We start from the raw sequence: 19,389 nt of genomic DNA on the forward strand, positions 1-19,389 counted from the left end.
CAGCGGCTCCGGCGGCTTTAGCGCGCTCGGAAGGCTCAAAACTGTCCACAAAAGGGTAAAGGGCTGCGGCTGCACCTACGCCACCAACCGCCGATGTGGCGATCAGCCAATTACGGCGATCCTTGTCCATACTGGGCTTGTCACTCATTTACAAAATTCCTAGAAAGGGTATTTATGGGTGGAAATTGCTTAAAGGTAGGATTTTAAAGTAAAAAGTGGGGTAAGCAAGAAAGTTATGGGGTTAATCTCGGGTTAATCTGTATACAAGCAGAAAGGAAGGCAATTATGGGCGTTTTAAAGGAGTTTCGGGACTTTGCCGTCAAGGGCAACGTCATTGATTTGGCCGTTGGTGTGATTATTGGTGGGGCTTTTGGAAAAATCGTCGATTCCCTGGTAAATGACATCGTGATGCCGGTTATTACGACCCTTTTGGGTGGTCACATTGACTTTACGAACCTGTTTATCGTTCTGGGTCACGTACCAGAGGGCGTACCCAGAACCTTTGACGCCCTCAAAAAGGCTGGGGTTCCCATATTTGCTTATGGCAATTTCATCACCATTTCCATTAATTTCATCATCTTGGCTTTTGTCATTTTTCAAATGATCAAAGTGGTTAACAAGATTCGCATCATCGATGCCCCACCAGCTCCGCCAACACCAGAAGATATTGTGTTGCTACGTGAAATTCGCGATAGCCTCAAAAAATAATGTTCAATCGACTTTGGTTACTCTTTGCCCAAGCAGTCACCATTTTTTTGGCTGCCTGGTTTATTGCAATTACGCTCAAGCCAAATTGGTTATCAGGCATTCAAAGCACCTCCTTAGTCGATAGCATTACCTTAAGAGAAGGTGCTTATGATGCAGGCAGCATTAGCCCCGGGTCCTATCATGATGCAGTTAAAAAATCGATGCCAGCAGTCGTTAATATTTTTACGAGCAAAGCATCTAGCAAATCAAAAACTCGCAAAGGCAGTAATGGCAATCCTGCAGATCCTTTGTTTAAATTCTTTTTTGGTGATCAGCCTCCAGACGAGGAGCCCAGTTCCAGCCTAGGTTCTGGAGTATTGGTGAGTCCTGAAGGGCTCATTCTGACAAACCATCACGTCATTAGTGATGCAAGTGATATTGATGTTGCATTGGCTGATGGTCGTAAATTAAAAGCGCAAGTCATTGGTAGCGATCCCGAAACAGACATTGCTGTTTTAAAGATTGAAGCAAAACATTTACCCACTCCAATCACGCTTGGAAAAATAGAGTCTGTTCATGTGGGCGATGTAGTGCTTGCCATCGGCAATCCATTTGGTGTTGGTCAAACGGTTACCTCAGGAATTGTTTCTGCGATGGGTCGTGATCATGTAGGTATCAATACCTTTGAAAATTTTATTCAAACGGATGCAGCAATTAATCCCGGTAATTCGGGTGGCGCTCTCATTGATACCCGCGGCAATCTCATTGGAATTAATACCGCTATCTTTTCTAACAATGGCGGCTCGATGGGCATTGGCTTTGCGATACCCGTCAATCTAGCTAAACAAGTAATGGAATCCATCCTCAGCAATGGCGCTGTCACACGCGGTTGGATTGGAGTCGAGCCCCAGAACCTTTCTAAAGAGCTTGCAGAGTCTCTTGGCTTGGCAGGTAATACTGAGGGCGTAATACTGTCTGGAGTGCTTGAGGGTGGGCCTGCAGACCGGGGTGGAGCTAAGCCCGGAGATGTCCTTATCGCCGTGAACAATCAGACCACCAAAGACGTCCGGCAATTACTCAATCAAATTGCTCAGCTCGGGCCTGGTAATGAGGCCACAATTAAGGTTTTACGCAAGACGAAAGAATTGGAGCTCAAGGTCAGCATTGGCAAACGACCTAGGCCCAAAATGCACGGCTAGAATTTAGTTCGACAATATCTTAGATAAAAAGTCTTTTGCCCTAGACGAGCGTGCCTCTGGATTGCCGAAGAATTCATCCTTACTGCAATCTTCAATAATTCTGCCCTGATCCATAAAGATCACGCGATTACCTACTTTGCGCGCAAAACCCATTTCGTGCGTCACGCAGCACATCGTCATACCTTCATTGGCTAGCTTCACCATAACATCCAACACTTCTCCAACCATTTCTGGATCAAGCGCGGAAGTTGGCTCATCAAATAACATGAGGATAGGATCCATACTTAAAGCTCGCGCAATGGCTACCCGCTGTTGCTGACCCCCAGAAAGTTGGCCAGGATATTTATCTTTCTGCGCAATTAAGCCCACCCTTTCAAGATACTTCAGGCCATGGGTTTTGGCTTCATCAGCAGAACGTCCTAATACTTTGATTTGAGCAAGTGTCAGGTTTTCCGTAATGCTTAAGTGTGGAAATAATTCAAAATTTTGAAATACCATACCAACACGTGAGCGTAATTTAGGAAGATTAGTTTTAGGGTTATGGAGATCAATTCCATCAACCGTAATTTCACCTGCCTGAAAAGGCTCCAAAGCATTGATCGTTTTAATCAGCGTTGATTTGCCTGATCCTGATGGACCGCAAATCACTACTACCTCACCTTTGTTGATTGAGGTGCTGCAATCCGTTAGAACCTGAAAGGAGCCATACCATTTCGAAACGTTTTGAAGTTCAATCATGATGGTCTATGTAGTGTGTAACAAATATAGAAAAATAAATTAGCGAATGATCGCAACTTTGGCCTGAATCTTACGAACAATTTTAGAAAGCGAGAAGCAAATAACAAAATAAGTCGCAGCCGCCAAGATATAGGTCTCAATCGGACGACCATAGTTTTTGCCAGCAATTTCAAAGCCTTTAAGCAAGTCGTAGGCACCAATGGCATATACCAAAGAAGTGTCCTGGAACAAGATAATGGTTTGAGTCATAAACACTGGGATCATGTTCCGAAATGCTTGGGGCAAAACAATTAAGCGCATGTTTTGACCGTAGGTCATGCCCAATGCTTCACCAGCATAAGTTTGCCCTTTAGGTACCGACTGAATACCAGCGCGGACAATCTCCGAAAAGAAGGCTGCCTCAAAAGCAATAAAGGTAATCGTTGCAGAAAGGTCGGCACCAATGGGTCTGCCAATCAGCATTGGAATAAGTAAGAAGAACCAGAGAATCACCATGACCAACGGAATCGAACGCATGGTGTTCACATAAATCGTTGCTGGATAGACTAAGGCCGGACGTCCAGATAAACGCATTAAGGCCAAGAAAGTACCCACCACAATGCCACCAACAGTAGCCAGTACGGTTAACTGCACACTAAATACCAATCCCTTGAGGATGTATCCGGTAAATAGTTCCCAGTTGTAGAAGCTTAGATCTAGACTCAACATATCAGATCCATTTAATGTGCTACAGCATCGTTAGATGCACTGATAAAGCCTGGTATGCGACTTCTCTTTTCGATCAGCGCCATCACTCGGTTTACCCCGAAAGCAGAGAGCGCGTATAAGGCAGTCACTGCTAAATAAATTTCCACGCCATGAGATGTCTCTTCTTGCGCTTGCATTGCAAACAAGGTGAGCTCGGGAACAGATACCGCAAACGCCACTGAAGAATTTTTAACTGCGTTCATGCTCTCTGAAGTCAATGGTGGAATCACAATCCGCAAAGCCATTGGCAAGATGATGTAACGATAGGTTTGCGCTGTAGTTAAACCTAAGGCAGTGGCTGCAGCGCGCTGACCACTAGGTAGTGACTGTATGCCCGCCCTCACTTGTTCCGCAATCCGTGCAGAAGTGTAAAAGCCCAAGGCAATACTGACTAACCAATAGGAGGGCAGCAACTTCAAAGGAACAATAAATGCGGGGATGACGTGATACCAAAGAAATACTTGAACTAAGACTGGGATATTTCTAAATAACTCTACCCAAGCAGTAGCAAAACGCACTAGCACTCTGCTGCCTCTGCCGGTATCCGGAAGGGTGCGTAACGTACCCATGACAGCGCCCACTATCAGCGCGATCGTCAGTCCTAGGCCAGCAACTGCCAAGGTCCAACCCCAGGCCTTCATTAACCAATCTAAATAACTTGGATCAGCGTTTTGGCCCAGCCCAAATAAAGCGGAGAAGCAGTGATCAACCACTTCTCCGTCTAAAGTGCTTTTACAAAAAATGCCTAAATCTAATGCCATATAGTTAGCTCGCCATTAAGAGGGTTTTTCTATGTTGACGAGCAACACTGGAAAAATTATTTCTTCTGCTGATAATCTTCCGCCGGTTTGTCATTTGGGTTAGCCCAAGCATTTTTAGTCGCTGGAGATAACTCAAGACCCACTACGATATTTTTTGGTGGAATTGGCTTTAAGAACCACTTGTCCCACAACGCAGGCATTTTGCCATTTGCAACAATCTTCGCAATCGCAGCGTTTACAGCAGCTTTGAATTCTGGATCATTCTTTGGAACCATGATGGCGATTGGCTCTGTGCTCAACACTTCACCAACAATTTTGTAGTCTTTTGGATTTTTTGAGTTAGCGATGTTGCCTGCCAAGATGGAACCATCCATCACGAATGCGTCAGCACGGCCAGACTCCAAGAGCAAGAAGCTATCAGCATGGTCTTTGCCATACACTTCATCGAAGTTCACGCCATTGGCTTTTTCATGTTTGCGCAATAACTGAACAGATGTAGTGCCTGTTGTTGTTGCTACTTTTTTGCCTGCCAACTGAGAAATAGAATTAATTCCAGAGTTTGCTTTAACGGCAATACGCACTTCTTCAACATACAAAGTGTTAGCAAAACCAACATCTTTTGCACGACCTGCATTGTTCGTTGTTGTTCCGCACTCAATATCCACCGTACCATTTTGAACCAAGGGCACACGATTTTGTGATGTGACTGGCTGGTAGTTAATACGCAATGTGCTCATGCCTAATTTGTCTTTAATATCACCCAAAATCATGCGGCAGATTTCAACGTGATATCCATCAAAGCGGCTATCGCCAGTGGTGTAGGACATCGGAATAGAAGATTCGCGAACGCCCATGGTGACTGCGCCGGATGATTTAATTTTGTCCATGGTGGCACTTGCAGCAACGGTAGCGCCTGAAATTGCCACGAGGGCTGTCAAAGCAAAAATCTGGCTTATTTGTTTCATTTTCATGAGGTGCTCTTCCAATAATAAGTAAGGGGTGAACCAATTTAAATGGCTAAAAATGCCACATCGGTTTCAATCTAGCATTATCTACAATTATTAACAATTGTCATCTCTACCAAGGCCGAATGTGCCCCAAAATCAAGCCTCCCAAAGAGCTCTGAATATATACAACATTCAAATATTGTTTTTATGGACAATGGGCATATGTCGCCATTCATTCTAAAAATCATTGAAACTCTTCGCCAAAGCAGTGCTGCTCTGCCGAAAGAGCTGATTTTGGAAGCCATCAGTGAAAATGCTGAAAATCTCGATACGCTATTTAATATTGCGATCGAATGCGCTCAAAACAACCGGCTTGAGCAAGCAATAGGCATATTGACCCAATTGGCCCAATTCAGAAAAGAGGATCCTGGGATTTTTTATAGCCTGGGGTTTATTGCCTCCCTCAAACACGAGCATGAAAAGGCGATTGAGCTTTATGACAGAGCCATTGAATTAGATCCGCAAGATCCAGCGGCGCTAATCAATAAGGGCGCCTCACTCAATGAGCTAAAGCGCTATGAAGAGGCCTTAATTGCCCTAGACAAGGCCATTGCCTTAAATCCTGGCGCTGGACAAGCTTGGTCAAATAAGGGTACCGCACTAAATGCGCTGAAGCGCTATGAAGAGGCTCTCGCCCACTATGACAAAGCGCTCAAACTAAATCCTGGCTATGTAGAGGCCTTACTCAACAAGGGCGTGACCTATGCCGAGCTGAAGCGCTATGAAGAGGCTCTCGCCCACTACAACCAGGCTCTTGCACTTCATCCTGGCGATGTAGAGGCCTGGTCTAACAAAGGTACTGCACTCCATGAGCTCAAGCACTATCAGGCTGCTGCGGAGAGTTTTAAAAGAGTCATAGAGCTAGATCCTCAATTCCCTTTTGGAAAGGGCGTTCTCCTACATGCCAAGTTGCACGCCTGTGATTGGGCCGACATTGACGATTTATACCGCAGCATTTGCAGGAATATCTCTGAAAATAAAAAATCAGCAGATCCCTTTGGGTTCCAAGGCATTTGTGATGATGAAGCTCTATTAAAAAAATGCGCAGAAATTTTCTCACTGGCCAAATTTCCGCCACAAAAAAAATTACATTCAGGGCAAGCCTCCAAAAATCATCCCAAAATTCGGATTGGCTATCTTTGCGGGGAGTTCAGAGAACAAGCCACTGCTATTTTGATGACTGAGCTCTGGGAGCTGCATGATAAAAAACAATTTGAAATTTATGCCTTTGATAATGGCTGGGACGATCAGAGCCCTAGGCGAAAAAGAATCGAAGATGCCTTTGATGGGCTGATAGACATCTCCCGAATGTCAGATGCGCAGGCAGCTAAGGCCATCTTAGATAAAGAAATCGATATTCTGGTCAATTTAAATGGCTTCTTTGGCAGACCAAGACAAGGCGTCTTTGCTAGAAAGCCCGCGCCCATTCAGGTGAATTACCTTGGCTTTCCTGGAACCATTGGCGCAGACTACATTGATTACCTCATTGCCGATAGCGTCGTCATTCCTGATGACAGCAGACAGCACTACTTTGAAAAAATCGTGCGCTTGCCGCATTGCTACCAAACCAATGACTCCAAAAAGATCATTTCCGATAAGCAATTTACTCGGGAAGAATTAGGCTTGCCAAAAGAAGGTTTTGTATTTTGCTGTTTTAACAATAGCTACAAAATTCTTCCGCAGACCTTTGATATCTGGATGAAGATACTGCACGCTGTTAAAGACAGCGTCTTATGGCTGATTGAAGATAACCAAGAAGCTAATCAAAATTTAAGAAAAGAAGCTCAGGCAAGAGGCATTGATCCAGCACGAATTATTTTTGCAAAACGCCTTTCGCTAGCCGATCATCTCGCAAGACATCGCTGCGCAGACTTATTCTTAGATACGCTTCCCTATAATGCACACACCACTGCGAGTGATGCACTTTGGGCTGGCCTTCCAGTCATTACATTAACGGGGAGCACTTTCCCCGGCCGAGTCGCTACAAGCCTACTGAAGTTCATCGATTTACCTGAGCTCATTACGAGCTCATCTGCAGCGTATGAAAACTTAGCGATTGAATTGGCGAATAACCCAGAAAGACTTGGGCAAATCAAACAGCAGTTAGATCGAAATCGACTCACTGCCCCATTATTCGATGCGCCGCTATTCACGAAAAATATGGAAGCGGCCTATGCAGCCATGCATCAACGCGATCTGGCGGGATTGCCGCCAGAGCATATCGATCTTAAAAACTAGCTTGCGCTAGCCCTCAATTAATTGCCGCCTATACAGGCAACCGGCATATCTAAAAATGGTGTGCCTTGAACGCAATTTACGCCCACAGGCGAAGTGCTCAAACATCCACTTAAAGCGACAGTGGTGATTGCCAATACAGTGAGGATTAGAGTCTTTTTCATAAGTGCACCTTTAGTTACCTGAATTTAATTCCCGCATAGAAGCTTCTAGGAATTAAAAAACCCACCGTGTTGCCACGGTGGGTTTTTGTACAACTGATTTCTAAATTCAATACTAGCTTACGCTAGCGTTAAATTAGAAAGTGTGACGTACACCAACTGCGAATGCTGAAACATTCAAAGATGGGTTAACTGGAGCAGCAGAGCTCTGGTTGTTTGAACCGTAGATACCATAAACGTTTGTACGCTTAGATAAATAGTAGTTCAAACCAGCTTGCCATGCTACAAAGTTAGATGATGGGTTGCTTGCACCGAAAGTAGTGATGCGACCGTTACCAACGTTAGCCCAACCTTCGATTGTTGGAGTAATGTATGAACGAACACCAATCTGTTGTGCACGACGTTGTGCGTAGTAGTTAGTGTTAACTGTATCTGTTGCTTTACGGTTCATGTATTGCAAGTAAGCCTTCAAGATACCGAAGTCATAAGTAGCTGCAGCATATGCTTGGTTGTCTTGTGTGTTTACGCCACCGTTAGGAGCAGACCAGAGTGATGGAGCTGGGTTTGTAACAGATGTTACGCCACCTTGTGTGTCGCTTGACTTGAGCTTGTTAGCAGCCAAAACAACATACAACTTGTTCCATGTGTAGTCAGCCTTAACGCCCCAACCAGTGTGGTTAGCTGATGTAGATGTTGTGTTTGTTGGAGTTACAGTTGTGCCGTTCTGTGTGTAAGAAGCGCCCAATGTGAAACCAGCAAAGTTGTCTGATTGTGCATTAACAGTGTTTGATGTACGAACTGTCAAACCGTCTGTTGCGCCGCCAGGACCACCAGCAGCTGCAAATGGTTTTGCACCAGCGTTACCGTTACTACCAGACATTGTCTGTGGGTAAACAGCAGAACCAGGCATGTTGTTAGTCTGACCTACGTCAGTTGCTGACAAAGCTTGGAAAGCTTGAGTGTATTGTGTACCGATTGTGAATGTACCAGCGCCGTTCTTTTTCAAACCAACGAAAGATTGACGGTTGTTCCATACAGAAGCGGATTCGTTAGTTGGCTGTAAACCAGTCTCAACTGTGAACAGAGCAGACATACCGCCGCCCAAATCTTCAGTACCTTTGAAACCCAAACGGCTTGTCTGCTCCATTGAAGAAGCGATGATGCTGTTTGAAGCTTTTGACTGCGCGTTTGTACCAGCACCGTCAGATTTTTGGTTTGCGTAACCAGCATCCAATACACCGTAGATTGTTACGCTGGATTGTGCTTGTGCTGCGCCAGCAATAGCTGAGAGCGCTGCAACTGCTAATAGCGATTTTTTCATTCTGTAAATCTCCATAAATTAAAAGTAATGCCCGAATAAAACTGGGACCTGTGAATTTTGCTTGTTTTGCTAGCCCAATCTCGTGGTCAGGGCAATTAGGAGCTCTTTTTGCTTGTCAAAAGGTAGTTTTTTGGCTTTCTTCGTTGTATCACGGCAACAAGACCACTGTTTTCTGTCATTTTTGGGCTTTGAATGCCAAAATTGTCATATGGCAAGCCGTGAATTCTTAAAAATCCTGAGTTCCGCCCGAATGGGTGATGTATTTGCGCAACAAAAACTAGCCTCAGCTTACTTAACAGGGGAGTTTAAAACCCCAATTCAGCCCTCCAATGCCTTGATTTGGTTAGAAAAATCCTATATTTCCATTCAAAATCAAGGACTTAAAGAAAACATCTCAAATGAGGCTCAAATTTTGGAGCTTTGGGGCCAAGTTGCCACTATTCCACTCATGGAGACCTTCAATTCCCCTTCATTCCAGTTTGGCTGGGAGGTTTTTTGGAAGCTTTCTACAAATGAAGTGGTGTCTGACGCCCAGCTTGCTGCGAAATGGCAGCTAGCCAACTTACTGATCAACCCTGAATACAGCGCGACACAATCTCAATTAGTAGATTGGCTGAAAAAACAAACAGCGATTTCTGTAGAGCAAATATCCAATTTGGATTTTGTGGGTTTGCAAAAACTCGCCAAGCAATTCTTGCAAGAACTTGCAGACAGCGAAACATCGCATTCGGTTGCAGCAAAAGAACTTCTCATCAAACTACAACCCAAGAATGAGGCACTCTCTTCTCTCTGGGCGGCATGGATTGAAAATCAAAATGAAGAAGCGCTAGCCCAAGCTGCTGAATTAGGTCTTACTAGCGCAAGATTCACCTTAGGTTTGCGTCTTGCACAGCTCGATGATGTCAGTATCACTCCGGATAATGTAAAAGCCTCCAAATCAAATGCCTCTCTTAAGAAAGCAGCTTACTGGCTAGAGCTCGCTGCTAAGGATGGAGATCGCGACGCGTGGTATGCGTTAGGTGAGATTTATCGTCGCCCCCAATTTTCTGGATACAACGCTGCAGAAAGTGATCGCTGCTTTGATAGTGCTGCTGATCTAGGTCATCCACAAGCCCAATTTCGTAAAGCGGCAAATTTATGGCGCAAACGCGAGAAGCTTGATGAAAAGGTGCGAGGACTCCAGGCATCGTATTGGGTATGGCATGCACACCAACAAGGTGTGGCTGAAGCAAAAGAACTACTCTCGAAAATTTTAGAGAGCTGCCCAGTCCCCAAGAAGAATGAATGGCGTGAATTAGCGCTTTGTGCTGAGCAGGCTTTAAATCATCATGCAGAACATAAATTAGATCTGGATTGGATTTTGTTGTGCCATCGACTCATCATCGCCAATCAATTTAATTTCACCAAGGCGGAATTACTGCTTTCTGATGTTGGTCAACTTCAACATGAGCACTGTGTCGTAGTAGATATCCGCTGGGAGTTACCCAAAATATTGCCGCGTCTGATTCAGATTGAAACGATTCAGCAACGACGCGCCCTACTTGCTGCAGGCAAGATCTTTGCTGGCTCAGAATTAGATATTGAGGGGAACTTACGCCAGAGACGCTATCGCTTTGATCGCGTTACTCAATGGCTGACGTCTACCTTCTCAAAAAACCTCGTAAATCAAGAAGACGCTGAGTTGGCCTGAGAATCTGCAGTATCGTCTTCAGAGGGTTTTGGAACGTATAAGCGCGCAACCAACAAACCCAGTTCATATAGCAAGGTCATCGGGACCGCTAAGAGCAGCTGGGATAAAACGTCTGGGGGCGTTACAACTGCCGAGATCACAAAAGCCCCAACGATTACATAAGGACGAATTTCTCTAAGCTTGGCCAATGGGACGATCCCCATGCGCACCAGCACCACAACCACTACTGGAACCTCGAAGGTAATGCCGAAAGCCAAAAAGGTTGTCATGGCAAAGCTAAGATAGTTATCAATATCTGTAGACATCTCCGCACCTAAGGGTGCGTTGTAGCTAGCCATGAATTTAAATATGGTTGGGAAGACTAAGAAGTAAGCAAACGCCATGCCGATGATGAATAAGGTGTAGCTACTAACGACCAAAGGCAAAATTAGTTTGCGCTCATGCAGATAAAGTCCGGGCGCAATGAATGCCCAGATCTGATACATCACTACCGGCAGCGCAATCAAGAATGCCACCAACATCGTCACTTTCATTGGTACAAAAAATGAGCCAGTTACATCGGTCACGATCATCTTGCCGCCAGCAGGCAATGCCTCTAAAAGCGGCTGTGCGAATAGATGAAAAATATCTGGCGCCCAATACACCAAGCAAATAAAGACGGTGATGATGGCCAAGGCGGCCTTAATGACGCGATCGCGCAACTCAAATAGGTGCGAAAGGAAGGATTCTTGTAAACCTGAATCTTCAGTGGAATTATCTTGCGTCATGAATTAATTATTTGCCTGCTGTGTGATGAAAGCGCTTCATTCTGGCTGCGCCTGATTGCACACGAGTACGAATTCCTGCTGAGCGCTTGAACCAAACCGGCCTAGCAGCTCGGCGCACACCCCAACTACTCCTACCCTGACGTTTTGTTTTACGCAAAACCTCCTGCTCATCGAGCGGCGTTTTTTCAAAGGTCGTTTCAAAAATATCTGCTTGATCGCTCAGATGCGTGCCAGCCTCTTGAACGGTTGAGTTAATACTGTTTTCAACTTCTTTGAGCGCTGAGGCGCTTTCTTCTCGGAGCTTTTTAAATTCCTCAATCTCCATTTGGCGATTGACTTCCGATTTGACGTCGGCCATATAGCGTTGAGCTCGGCCAAAGAGATTACCGGCCATACGCGCTACCTTTGGTAGGCGCTCTGGTCCAACTACAACTAATGCCACAACTGCAATCAGCGCAAGTTTTGAAACTCCAAGATCAATCATTTAAGAACCGCATGAATTTCTATCTGCGCAATGGCAATTATTTATTTACATCTTTAGCGTGAACATCAACTGTCTTATCTGCAGAAGCAGCGCTTTGTTGAAGTTGTTCGGCTGTTTGATCTTTAGATTCCTCAGATGCCTTCATGCCATCTTTAAAACCTTTAACAGCACCACCCAAGTCTTGGCCAATATTGCGCAATTTCTTGGTGCCAAACACCAACATCACGATGACCAACACAATTAACCAATGCCAAATGCTAAATGAACCCATTCTTAATCTCCTAGGATTATTTGTTCCAAGGACGCGGACCGCCCATCACATGCAAATGCAAGTGATAAACCTCCTGCCCTCCATCTGCTCCATTATTTACCATTAATTTAAAGCCACCATCCTTACCCGGACGGCAACCTTGCTCTTTGGCAAGACGGGACGCTAATTCCATCATTCTACCCAGCAAAGGTGCATCTATGCTTTCCACAGACTCCAACATGGGGATATGTTTTTTGGGAATCATCAAGAAATGCACGGGTGCTGCTGGGTGGATATCTTTAAATGCGTAGATTTCCTCGTCCTCATAGACCTTTTGTGACGGGATCAAACCCTGCGAAATCTTACAAAACAGGCAATTTGGATCATGACTCATGGCCTATTCCTTGCCAGATGCTTTGCGTGCTGCCTTTTCCTCAATGCCTGAGGTGCCTAAACGACGATCCAGTTCTTCAATGACATCCTCTGGGCGCAAATTGAACTGAGATAGAGCAATGAGGCAGTGAAACCACAAATCCGCCATTTCGCCCACCAGCAGCTTTTTTTGCTCAGAAGCGAGATGAGAGCTGCGAACATCTTTAGCAGCCATCACTGTTTCAGTGGCTTCTTCACCAATCTTTTTCAAGATGCCATCATCGCCCTTAGAAAAGAGTAAGGCGGTATATGAAGTCTTGGGGTCTGCCTGACCAGATTTAAATGCATCACGGCGTTTGTCAACTACATCAGCCAGATGCGCGAAAGCGGAATCCAAATTTTTAGGTGTTTTATTGGTGCTATCCATCGTTATTTTTTGAACAACTATGTCCAATCTTCAACTTTCAATTTTTTGACTCTTGTAAAAGCCTTGTCATTTGTTACTAAGATGGCGCCTATTGAACATGCATGTGCTGCTATCAGCATATCAAGAGCTCCAAGACTATCGCCTTTAGCCTCTAGCTCTGCCCTCAAGTTACCATAATGCTGAGCCGCATCGCTGCTCCAAGTTAGTACATCAACTCTTTTTAAAAATTCTTGCACAACCTTATGAAGATTTTTAGCTTCTGGCTTACGAGCCAATCCGTAGCGCAGCTCTCCCTCGGAAATCACTGACAAGCATAGACTATTCAAGGGTAGCTCAGTAATTCTTTTGGTAACGCCTGGATGTTGCTTCAGAAAATAACTTACCGTATTCGTGTCCAACATATATGTCATCACTTAAGTCCATCCAAAGGATCGCGATTTTGTACTCCTTGCTGACGATCTTGGGGGCTCAAGAAATCCGCCGGAACCTCGGCCTGCTGCAGGGCTAGGAAAAAGTCACTCCAGTTATCTGGTTTACGCGAGAGAATGAGGTCGCCAGTAGCGGGATCGCGCCGAATAAATACCTCCCGTCCCTCAAAGCGAAATTCGGCAGGCAAACGTACGGCCTGGCTCCGCCCATTCATAAATATCTTTGCAGTTTGACCCATCGCTTAAACTCCTTGGTATATATCAAAGTATATACCATTTTATCAAATCAGCTCGGCAATATCTACCTTTTATAAGGTCTATTGGGTCAGTCTTTGCTGATTTTGCTCCAATTGGATTGCCCACTATCCCATTGCCTAAAGAAGCAACTGTGCTCCCCAGTATGGCAAGCAATGCCATCCTTCTGCTCAACCATCAGGACGATCGTATCGCCGTCACAATCTAAACGAATTTCTTTTACTTTTTGCGTATGGCCAGACTCTTCGCCCTTGTGCCATAACTTTTGTCTTGAGCGAGTCCAATAAACAGCCTCACCTAAACGCAAGGTTGCTAATAAAGCATCGCGATTCATCCAAGCCATCATCAAAATATCTTTGCTACCGACTTCTTGTGCAATGACTGGAACCAAACCTTGCTCATTCCAGGTGACCGCGTCTAGCCATGGGCCAGCTGGTAAAGAGGCAATAGGGGTAAATGTGCTCATGGATTAACTTTACCGCGATTTTTAAATGCGGACTGGAATACCTTGCGACGCCATGTATTCCTTGGCTTGCTGTACCGTATATTCACCATAGTGAAAAATACTTGCAGCTAATACTGCATCTGCGTGGCCCTTAGTGATCCCATCGACTAAATGCTGTAAGTTACCAACACCCCCCGATGCAATCACCGGCACAGATACAGCATCACTAACAGCAGCAGTGAGCGCTAAATCAAATCCATCTTTACTACCATCACGGTTCATACTGGTTAACAAAATTTCTCCAGCGCCACGCTGTGTAACTTCTTTAGCCCACTCCACGACATCTTTGCCCGTAGCCGTGCGGCCGCCATGGGTAAACACCTCCCAATTGCCCGCCTCAGTTTGCTTGGCATCAATTGCCACCACGATGCATTGCGAACCGTAATAAGCTGCCGCATCAGATACTAAATCAGGGTTAGCCACCGCAGAAGAATTCATACTTACTTTATCGGCACCGGCATTGAGTAAGCGACGCACATCCGCTACAGCACGTACGCCACCGCCAACAGTGAGCGGAATGAAGACTTGAGATGCAACATCTTCAATGATGTGTAAAATGAGATCGCGCCCATCGGAAGTTGCAGTGATATCTAAAAAGGTAAGTTCGTCTGCGCCTTGAGTGTCATAACGCTTAGCAATTTCTACAGGATCACCTGCATCGCGTAATCCAATAAAGTTGACGCCCTTAACTACACGTCCTGCTGTGACATCAAGGCAAGGAATAATTCTTTTGGTTAACACTAGATAATTTTCTTTGCGTACTTGAGCGTTAACTCATCAGCATATTTTTGCGCAGCTGCGAGATCCAGATCGCCGGCATAAATAGAACGCCCTGCAATCACACCCATCACACCCTCTTCTTCAGCTTTGCATAGTGCTTCGATATCTTGATTATTCGATAGGCCACCACTGGCAATTACCGGAATACGAATGGCTTGAGCCAATTTAATGGTAGCTTCAATATTGACGCCCTTGAGCATGCCATCTCGACCAATGTCAGTATAGATAATGGCTTCAACGCCCCAATCTTCAAATTTCTTGGCCAGATCAATCACTTCATGGCCTGTAATCTTGCTCCAACCATCGGTTGCTACCTTGCCATCACGTGCATCCAAGCCAACCATGACATGACCAGGAAATGCAGTGCAAGCATCTTGTACAAAGCCTGGATTTTTAACAGCGGCCGTTCCAATAATGACGGTACTAATACCATCATCAAGTAAGCGCTCAATCGTTTCGAGGTCACGAATGCCACCACCCAATTGCACCGGAATTTCATTGCCCACTGCCTTCAGAATAGATTTAATAGCAGATTCATTTTTTAGTTTGCCGGCAAATGCACCATTCAAATCGACTAGGTGTAAGCGACGCGCACCTTTGCTAATCCAATGGGCTGCCATAGCACCCGGGTCTTCAGAGAAAACCGTGGCTTTATCCATGTCACCTTGTTCCAATCGAACACAGTGGCCATCTTTAAGATCAATTGCGGGAATGAGCAGCATAGAGAGACGTTAGTAATAAATTAAGGTTGCCAAGAAACAAAATTTTTATAAAGCTTTAAACCGTATTCCGCACTTTTTTCCGGATGAAATTGTGTTGCAAAAATATTACCCCGCGCCACCGCAGAAGTAAACCAATCACCATATTCAGTAGAACCCGCACAATCTTCTTGGCGCTGCGGTACAACATAGTAGCTATGGACAAAGTAAAAACTGCTTAAATCTGGAATGCCTTCCCAAAGGGGGTGTTTGCCATCCTGACGTACTTGATTCCAGCCCATATGGGGAACCTTATAAGCAGATCCGTCAACCTGTTTTTTACCAAGCAACTCAAAGCGACGCACCTCACCTGGAATCAGGCCTAAACAAGGTGTCCACTGCTCTTGGCTAGAACGCACTTCAGCACTCTGATCAAAAAGCATTTGTTCGCCGACACATACCCCTAAGAGTGGCTTGCTTTTTGAAGCCTCAAGCAATGCTTCTAACAAGCCAGACTCTTCGAGATGTTTCATGCAATCGGGCATCGCGCCTTGACCAGGCAACACCACACGATCTGCTGAGCGAATATCTTCAGGCTTGTGCGCAATCAAAACATTGTCATCAGGAGCGACATGATGAAATGCCTGATACACGGAACGTAAGTTACCCATTCCGTAATCGACGATCGCAATGGTTTGCGCCAAAGTTAGCCTATTGTCTGCTGTTGTCTACTGGGCAACTAGGGGGTGTCTAAATTAGAGACTACCTTTAGTTGAAGGAACGGCACCAGAAGCACGTGGGTCAATTTCTAAAGCCATACGCAATGCGCGGCCAAATGCCTTGAACACGGTTTCAATCTGGTGGTGCGCGTTAATGCCGCGCAAATTATCGATGTGTAAAGTCACGCCAGCATGGTTCACAAAACCTCGGAAGAACTCAATACTGAGATCAACGTCGAAGTCCCCCACGCGGGAACGGGTAAAGGGCACATTAAATTCCAATCCAGGACGCCCAGAAAAATCGATTACGACTCGAGATAGGGTTTCGTCCAAGGGAACATAAGAATGGCCATAACGGGTAATACCAGCTTTATCACCTACTGCCTTGGCAAAAGCCTGACCTAGGGTGATGCCAACATCCTCAACTGTATGGTGATCATCAATATGTGTGTCGCCTTTGGCGACCACTTTTAGGTCGATCATGCCGTGACGGGCAATCTGATCGAGCATATGATCCAAAAATGGGACTCCAGAGGCTAAATCAGCCTTACCGGTGCCATCCAGATTGATGGCAATTTGAATTTTGGTTTCCGAAGTGTTTCGGGTAACGTCGGCTTGCCGCATGCTTCATTGCGCCGCGAGGCGAAGTGTTGATTGAAGCCTCATAATATCATTCCTAGAAGACTTACAAATGCAGATATTGCCTCACTTTCTTTCTGATTTTTGACCCGAGTACCCTCATGAGCCGTTTTTGGAGCCCTGTTGTTCAAACCTTAACCCCCTACGTTCCCGGGGAGCAGCCGCAAATGCAGCGGCTAGTAAAGCTCAACACCAATGAGAGCCCCTATGGGCCCTCCCCAAAAGCACTTGCTGCAATTGGCGACCAAAACACTGCGGATTTACGTCTTTATCCAGATCCAGAAGGTGCAAAGCTCAAACAAGCGATCGCTAATTTGCATGGCTTAAATCCAAACCAAGTGTTTTTAGGTAATGGCTCCGACGAAGTATTGGCCCATGTTTTTGCTGGCCTACTGAAACAAAGTAAGCCAGTGCATTTTCCAGATATCACCTATAGCTTTTATCCGGTGTACTGCAAGCTCTTTGGCATTGATTACCAAACCATTCCGCTTGGCAAAGATTTTGAAATCAATCTAGCCGATTACAAAACATCGAATGGTGGAATTATTTTCCCTAATCCGAATGCGCCAACCGGCAGAGCAATTACTCGTTCAGAAATTGAAACACTTCTGGCGCGCAATACAGATTCAATGCTGGTGATTGATGAGGCTTACGTAGATTACGGAACTGAATCTTGCATCCCGCTTTTACAAGGTGCGCAATGCCCAGAAAATCTATTGGTGGTGCATACACTATCAAAGTCACGGGCACTGGCGGGACTCCGCGTTGGATTTGCGGTAGGTCACCCCGCCTTAATTGAAGGCTTAGAGCGAGTCAAAAATAGCTTTAACTCCTATCCACTGGGGCGCCTGGCGCTTGCAGGCGCTACTGCTGCCATTGAAGATCAAGCCCATCTAGAAGCTAGCTGTGCAAAAGTGATTCAAACGCGACAGACCTTAGTAGCCGCACTAGATAAGCTGGGATTTGTCACACTACCTTCAACGGCAAATTTTATTTTTACGCGCCATCCTCAACATGCTGGCGCAAAAATCTATCAAGCCTTGCGTGATCGCGGCATTATCGTGCGCCATTTCAAATTGGCACGTATCGAAGAATTTCTGCGCATCACCATCGGTACAGATGAGCAGAGTCAAGAATTGATTTCTGCCCTACAAGAAATTCTGGCTTAGTTTCTTTTCTGAATTTACTTTTTGAGACGCATCTCAGCAGCACGAGCATGCGCTTGCAAGCCCTCGCCGTGAGCTAGGGTACTGGCTACTGCGCCTAAGGTTTGCGCACCAGCTTCGCTGACTTCAATCATGCTCGAGCGCTTAATAAAATCATAAACACCCAGTGGCGATGAGAAACGTGCCGTGCGTGCTGTAGGTAAAACATGATTCGGGCCAGCGCAATAATCTCCGAGGGATTCGCTGGTGTAATTACCCATAAAAATGGCGCCAGCATGACGAATTTTCTCAGCCCACTTGCGTGGCTCTGCTGCACAGATCTCTAAGTGCTCAGCAGCGATGTCATTGGCAATATCGCAAGCTTCATTCATGTCTTTTACCTGAATCAATAAAGCGCGATTTATCAGCGAGGCTTCTATAACCTTGGCTCTAGGCATTTCAGGAAGTAGCTTGTTAATACTCGCTTGCACTTGCTCAATAAAGGCTGCATCAGGGCACAACAAAATAGATTGGGCCTGCTCATCATGTTCAGCTTGTGAGAACAAATCCATGGCTACCCAATCTGGATTACTCGTGCCATCGCACAGAACCAAAATTTCTGATGGGCCAGCAATCATGTCAATGCCAACAGTGCCAAATACTCTGCGCTTTGCGGCTGCAACATAGGCATTGCCAGGACCAACAATCTTATCGACAGCAGGAATCGTCTGTGTACCAAAAGCTAGCGCACCAACAGCTTGAGCACCACCAATAGTGAATACGCGATCAACGCCTGCCAAGTAGGCAGCAGCCAAGACCAGCGGGTTACGAGCGCCCTCAGGAGTAGGCACTACCATGATGACCTCTTTAACGCCCGCCACTTTTGCGGGAATTGCGTTCATTAATACAGAAGAGGGATAAGCCGCTTTGCCGCCAGGAACATAAATCCCCACACGATCAAGTGCAGTCACTTTTTGACCTAGACGCGTACCATCCGCTTCTTCATATTCCCAAGAATGACAACCCGCTTCAATTTTTTGCTTTTCGTGATATGCCCGCACCCTTTGCGCAGCTGTATCTAAAGCGATTTTTTGATCTGCAGGCAAGGCCACGTAAGCTTGCTCTAAATCTTTGCGAGAAATTTCTAATTCGGAAACGCTAGCAGTATTTAAACGATCAAACTGCTTAGTGAAATTGAGTACTGCCTCATCACCCTGAGCCTTGACTGCTGCCAAGATCTTCAAGACTGCAGCATCAATGGCCTCATCATCTGCCATTGGCAATGAAAGACTAGACAATAAAGTATCTTTAAAGCCTGGCTCCAGACTATTGAGACGCTTTACTTGAATGGGAGTAGAAGACATTTAAATGGGG

General features: G+C 45.5%; 25 protein-coding genes. 5 read left to right on the forward strand and 20 right to left on the reverse strand.

What is annotated here, in order from left to right; translation table 11 throughout:
* The coding region (locus tag ICN47_RS02290; protein WP_304608913.1) for a ubiquinol-cytochrome c reductase iron-sulfur subunit N-terminal domain-containing protein at nucleotides 1–148 on the reverse strand (148 nt) is incomplete at its 3' end.
* A 137-nt stretch (nucleotides 149–285) separates the two neighbouring features.
* Between ICN47_RS02290 and mscL the strand changes: the two genes are divergently transcribed.
* Both mscL and ICN47_RS02300 read left to right on the forward strand, forming a co-directional pair.
* On the forward strand, nucleotides 286–708 hold the full coding sequence (mscL, locus tag ICN47_RS02295) for a large conductance mechanosensitive channel protein MscL (RefSeq protein ID WP_216218305.1): 423 nt from the start codon (nucleotides 286–288) through the stop codon (nucleotides 706–708).
* The gene (locus ICN47_RS02300) at nucleotides 708–1,886 is read left to right on the forward strand and encodes a trypsin-like peptidase domain-containing protein (protein WP_216218306.1); all 1,179 of its coding nucleotides are present in this window, start codon (nucleotides 708–710) and stop codon (nucleotides 1,884–1,886) included. Before mscL ends, ICN47_RS02300 begins: the two co-directional genes overlap by 1 nt.
* A gap of 3 nt (nucleotides 1,887–1,889) precedes the next feature.
* Here ICN47_RS02300 and ICN47_RS02305 read toward each other — a convergent pair whose 3' ends face one another.
* Genes ICN47_RS02305 through ICN47_RS02320 form a run of 4 tightly spaced genes read right to left on the reverse strand, consistent with a single transcriptional unit; the run spans nucleotide 1,890 to nucleotide 5,097 of the window.
* Nucleotides 1,890–2,624, reverse strand: a complete 735-nt coding sequence (locus ICN47_RS02305) for an amino acid ABC transporter ATP-binding protein (protein ID WP_216218307.1) — start codon at nucleotides 2,622–2,624, stop codon at nucleotides 1,890–1,892.
* 39 nt (nucleotides 2,625–2,663) lie between these two features.
* A complete protein-coding gene (locus ICN47_RS02310) occupies nucleotides 2,664–3,332 on the reverse strand; it encodes an amino acid ABC transporter permease (protein ID WP_216218308.1) in 669 nt (222 codons plus the stop codon).
* Between the two features lie 11 nt (nucleotides 3,333–3,343).
* Nucleotides 3,344–4,132 (reverse strand): amino acid ABC transporter permease, encoded by a 789-nt coding sequence (locus ICN47_RS02315; protein ID WP_216218309.1) that lies wholly within the window; start codon nucleotides 4,130–4,132, stop codon nucleotides 3,344–3,346.
* Nucleotides 4,133–4,188: 56 nt separating this feature from the next.
* The gene (locus ICN47_RS02320) at nucleotides 4,189–5,097 is read right to left on the reverse strand and encodes an amino acid ABC transporter substrate-binding protein (protein WP_216218638.1); all 909 of its coding nucleotides are present in this window, start codon (nucleotides 5,095–5,097) and stop codon (nucleotides 4,189–4,191) included.
* Between the two features lie 204 nt (nucleotides 5,098–5,301).
* Here ICN47_RS02320 and ICN47_RS02325 point away from each other — a divergent pair, with 204 nt between their 5' ends.
* Complete coding sequence (locus ICN47_RS02325) at nucleotides 5,302–7,377, forward strand: tetratricopeptide repeat protein (protein WP_216218310.1); 2,076 nt, start codon at nucleotides 5,302–5,304, stop codon at nucleotides 7,375–7,377.
* A 17-nt stretch (nucleotides 7,378–7,394) separates the two neighbouring features.
* Here ICN47_RS02325 and ICN47_RS02330 read toward each other — a convergent pair whose 3' ends face one another.
* Together ICN47_RS02330 and ICN47_RS02335 are read right to left on the reverse strand one after the other, a co-directional pair.
* Nucleotides 7,395–7,538 (reverse strand): hypothetical protein, encoded by a 144-nt coding sequence (locus ICN47_RS02330; RefSeq protein ID WP_216218311.1) that lies wholly within the window; start codon nucleotides 7,536–7,538, stop codon nucleotides 7,395–7,397.
* Nucleotides 7,539–7,671: 133 nt separating this feature from the next.
* Nucleotides 7,672–8,856, reverse strand: a complete 1,185-nt coding sequence (locus tag ICN47_RS02335; RefSeq protein WP_216218312.1) for a porin — start codon at nucleotides 8,854–8,856, stop codon at nucleotides 7,672–7,674.
* 208 nt (nucleotides 8,857–9,064) lie between these two features.
* On the opposite strand from ICN47_RS02335, the gene ICN47_RS02340 reads away from it, so the two are divergent.
* Entirely contained in the window at nucleotides 9,065–10,546 is a 1,482-nt protein-coding gene (locus ICN47_RS02340; RefSeq protein ID WP_216218313.1) for a tetratricopeptide repeat protein, read from the forward strand.
* Here the strand turns inward: ICN47_RS02340 and tatC are convergent.
* The 12 genes from tatC to hisB all read right to left on the reverse strand — a co-directional run bounded on the left by tatC (nucleotide 10,522) and on the right by hisB (nucleotide 16,855).
* A complete protein-coding gene (gene tatC, locus ICN47_RS02345) occupies nucleotides 10,522–11,313 on the reverse strand; it encodes a twin-arginine translocase subunit TatC (protein ID WP_216218314.1) in 792 nt (263 codons plus the stop codon). The genes ICN47_RS02340 and tatC overlap by 25 nt on opposite strands.
* Nucleotides 11,314–11,320: 7 nt before the next feature.
* On the reverse strand, nucleotides 11,321–11,797 hold the full coding sequence (tatB, locus tag ICN47_RS02350) for a Sec-independent protein translocase protein TatB (protein ID WP_216218315.1): 477 nt from the start codon (nucleotides 11,795–11,797) through the stop codon (nucleotides 11,321–11,323).
* A gap of 37 nt (nucleotides 11,798–11,834) precedes the next feature.
* Nucleotides 11,835–12,068, reverse strand: a complete 234-nt coding sequence (gene tatA, locus ICN47_RS02355; protein ID WP_216218316.1) for a Sec-independent protein translocase subunit TatA — start codon at nucleotides 12,066–12,068, stop codon at nucleotides 11,835–11,837.
* A 16-nt stretch (nucleotides 12,069–12,084) separates the two neighbouring features.
* On the reverse strand, nucleotides 12,085–12,441 hold the full coding sequence (locus tag ICN47_RS02360; protein WP_216218317.1) for a histidine triad nucleotide-binding protein: 357 nt from the start codon (nucleotides 12,439–12,441) through the stop codon (nucleotides 12,085–12,087).
* 3 nt (nucleotides 12,442–12,444) lie between these two features.
* Nucleotides 12,445–12,846 (reverse strand): phosphoribosyl-ATP diphosphatase, encoded by a 402-nt coding sequence (locus tag ICN47_RS02365; protein ID WP_216218318.1) that lies wholly within the window; start codon nucleotides 12,844–12,846, stop codon nucleotides 12,445–12,447.
* A gap of 17 nt (nucleotides 12,847–12,863) precedes the next feature.
* Nucleotides 12,864–13,256 carry a type II toxin-antitoxin system VapC family toxin gene (locus ICN47_RS02370; RefSeq protein ID WP_255538899.1) on the reverse strand — a complete coding sequence of 131 codons (393 nt, stop codon included), beginning with the start codon at nucleotides 13,254–13,256 and terminating at the stop codon, nucleotides 12,864–12,866.
* Nucleotides 13,256–13,513, reverse strand: coding sequence for an antitoxin (locus ICN47_RS02375; RefSeq protein ID WP_216218320.1), 258 nt, complete (start codon nucleotides 13,511–13,513; stop codon nucleotides 13,256–13,258). Before ICN47_RS02375 ends, ICN47_RS02370 begins: the two co-directional genes overlap by 1 nt.
* An 86-nt stretch (nucleotides 13,514–13,599) precedes the next feature.
* On the reverse strand, nucleotides 13,600–13,995 hold the full coding sequence (gene hisI / locus ICN47_RS02380) for a phosphoribosyl-AMP cyclohydrolase (protein ID WP_216218321.1): 396 nt from the start codon (nucleotides 13,993–13,995) through the stop codon (nucleotides 13,600–13,602).
* 21 nt (nucleotides 13,996–14,016) lie between these two features.
* Nucleotides 14,017–14,775 carry an imidazole glycerol phosphate synthase subunit HisF gene (gene hisF / locus ICN47_RS02385; RefSeq protein ID WP_216218322.1) on the reverse strand — a complete coding sequence of 253 codons (759 nt, stop codon included), beginning with the start codon at nucleotides 14,773–14,775 and terminating at the stop codon, nucleotides 14,017–14,019.
* Nucleotides 14,775–15,536 (reverse strand): 1-(5-phosphoribosyl)-5-[(5-phosphoribosylamino)methylideneamino]imidazole-4-carboxamide isomerase, encoded by a 762-nt coding sequence (gene hisA / locus ICN47_RS02390; protein WP_215358861.1) that lies wholly within the window; start codon nucleotides 15,534–15,536, stop codon nucleotides 14,775–14,777. The genes hisF and hisA overlap by 1 nt, the downstream gene beginning before the upstream one ends.
* Before the next feature lie 20 nt (nucleotides 15,537–15,556).
* Nucleotides 15,557–16,216 carry an imidazole glycerol phosphate synthase subunit HisH gene (gene hisH / locus ICN47_RS02395; RefSeq protein WP_216218323.1) on the reverse strand — a complete coding sequence of 220 codons (660 nt, stop codon included), beginning with the start codon at nucleotides 16,214–16,216 and terminating at the stop codon, nucleotides 15,557–15,559.
* A 51-nt stretch (nucleotides 16,217–16,267) separates the two neighbouring features.
* The gene (hisB, locus tag ICN47_RS02400; RefSeq protein ID WP_216218324.1) at nucleotides 16,268–16,855 is read right to left on the reverse strand and encodes an imidazoleglycerol-phosphate dehydratase HisB; all 588 of its coding nucleotides are present in this window, start codon (nucleotides 16,853–16,855) and stop codon (nucleotides 16,268–16,270) included.
* 116 nt (nucleotides 16,856–16,971) lie between these two features.
* On the opposite strand from hisB, the gene hisC reads away from it, so the two are divergent.
* Nucleotides 16,972–18,039 carry a histidinol-phosphate transaminase gene (gene hisC, locus ICN47_RS02405; protein ID WP_216218325.1) on the forward strand — a complete coding sequence of 356 codons (1,068 nt, stop codon included), beginning with the start codon at nucleotides 16,972–16,974 and terminating at the stop codon, nucleotides 18,037–18,039.
* A 14-nt stretch (nucleotides 18,040–18,053) separates the two neighbouring features.
* On the opposite strand, the gene hisD is transcribed toward hisC, so the two are convergent.
* On the reverse strand, nucleotides 18,054–19,379 hold the full coding sequence (hisD, locus tag ICN47_RS02410) for a histidinol dehydrogenase (RefSeq protein WP_216218326.1): 1,326 nt from the start codon (nucleotides 19,377–19,379) through the stop codon (nucleotides 18,054–18,056).
* Nucleotides 19,380–19,389: the final 10 nt, after the last annotated feature.

It is taken from the genome of Polynucleobacter sp. AP-Latsch-80-C2, assembly GCF_018882185.1.
GTDB lineage: Bacteria > Pseudomonadota > Gammaproteobacteria > Burkholderiales > Burkholderiaceae > Polynucleobacter.

Excerpts from the sequence above, each read along its gene's own strand:
- mscL (WP_216218305.1), top strand. The coding sequence starts at position 286 with ATGGGCGTTTTAAAGGAGTTTCGGGACTTTGCCGTCAAGGGCAACGTC.
- ICN47_RS02300 (WP_216218306.1), top strand. The coding sequence starts at position 708 with ATGTTCAATCGACTTTGGTTACTCTTTGCCCAAGCAGTCACCATTTTT.
- ICN47_RS02305 (WP_216218307.1), bottom strand. The coding sequence starts at position 2,624 with ATGATTGAACTTCAAAACGTTTCGAAATGGTATGGCTCCTTTCAGGTT.
- ICN47_RS02310 (WP_216218308.1), bottom strand. The coding sequence starts at position 3,332 with ATGTTGAGTCTAGATCTAAGCTTCTACAACTGGGAACTATTTACCGGA.
- ICN47_RS02315 (WP_216218309.1), bottom strand. The coding sequence starts at position 4,132 with ATGGCATTAGATTTAGGCATTTTTTGTAAAAGCACTTTAGACGGAGAA.
- ICN47_RS02320 (WP_216218638.1), bottom strand. The coding sequence starts at position 5,097 with ATGAAACAAATAAGCCAGATTTTTGCTTTGACAGCCCTCGTGGCAATT.
- ICN47_RS02325 (WP_216218310.1), top strand. The coding sequence starts at position 5,302 with ATGTCGCCATTCATTCTAAAAATCATTGAAACTCTTCGCCAAAGCAGT.
- ICN47_RS02330 (WP_216218311.1), bottom strand. The coding sequence starts at position 7,538 with ATGAAAAAGACTCTAATCCTCACTGTATTGGCAATCACCACTGTCGCT.
- ICN47_RS02335 (WP_216218312.1), bottom strand. The coding sequence starts at position 8,856 with ATGAAAAAATCGCTATTAGCAGTTGCAGCGCTCTCAGCTATTGCTGGC.
- ICN47_RS02340 (WP_216218313.1), top strand. The coding sequence starts at position 9,065 with ATGGCAAGCCGTGAATTCTTAAAAATCCTGAGTTCCGCCCGAATGGGT.
- tatC (WP_216218314.1), bottom strand. The coding sequence starts at position 11,313 with ATGACGCAAGATAATTCCACTGAAGATTCAGGTTTACAAGAATCCTTC.
- tatB (WP_216218315.1), bottom strand. The coding sequence starts at position 11,797 with ATGATTGATCTTGGAGTTTCAAAACTTGCGCTGATTGCAGTTGTGGCA.
- tatA (WP_216218316.1), bottom strand. The coding sequence starts at position 12,068 with ATGGGTTCATTTAGCATTTGGCATTGGTTAATTGTGTTGGTCATCGTG.
- ICN47_RS02360 (WP_216218317.1), bottom strand. The coding sequence starts at position 12,441 with ATGAGTCATGATCCAAATTGCCTGTTTTGTAAGATTTCGCAGGGTTTG.
- ICN47_RS02365 (WP_216218318.1), bottom strand. The coding sequence starts at position 12,846 with ATGGATAGCACCAATAAAACACCTAAAAATTTGGATTCCGCTTTCGCG.
- ICN47_RS02370 (WP_255538899.1), bottom strand. The coding sequence starts at position 13,256 with ATGACATATATGTTGGACACGAATACGGTAAGTTATTTTCTGAAGCAA.
- ICN47_RS02375 (WP_216218320.1), bottom strand. The coding sequence starts at position 13,513 with ATGGGTCAAACTGCAAAGATATTTATGAATGGGCGGAGCCAGGCCGTA.
- hisI (WP_216218321.1), bottom strand. The coding sequence starts at position 13,995 with ATGAGCACATTTACCCCTATTGCCTCTTTACCAGCTGGCCCATGGCTA.
- hisA (WP_215358861.1), bottom strand. The coding sequence starts at position 15,536 with ATGCTGCTCATTCCCGCAATTGATCTTAAAGATGGCCACTGTGTTCGA.
- hisB (WP_216218324.1), bottom strand. The coding sequence starts at position 16,855 with ATGCGGCAAGCCGACGTTACCCGAAACACTTCGGAAACCAAAATTCAA.
- hisC (WP_216218325.1), top strand. The coding sequence starts at position 16,972 with ATGAGCCGTTTTTGGAGCCCTGTTGTTCAAACCTTAACCCCCTACGTT.
- hisD (WP_216218326.1), bottom strand. The coding sequence starts at position 19,379 with ATGTCTTCTACTCCCATTCAAGTAAAGCGTCTCAATAGTCTGGAGCCA.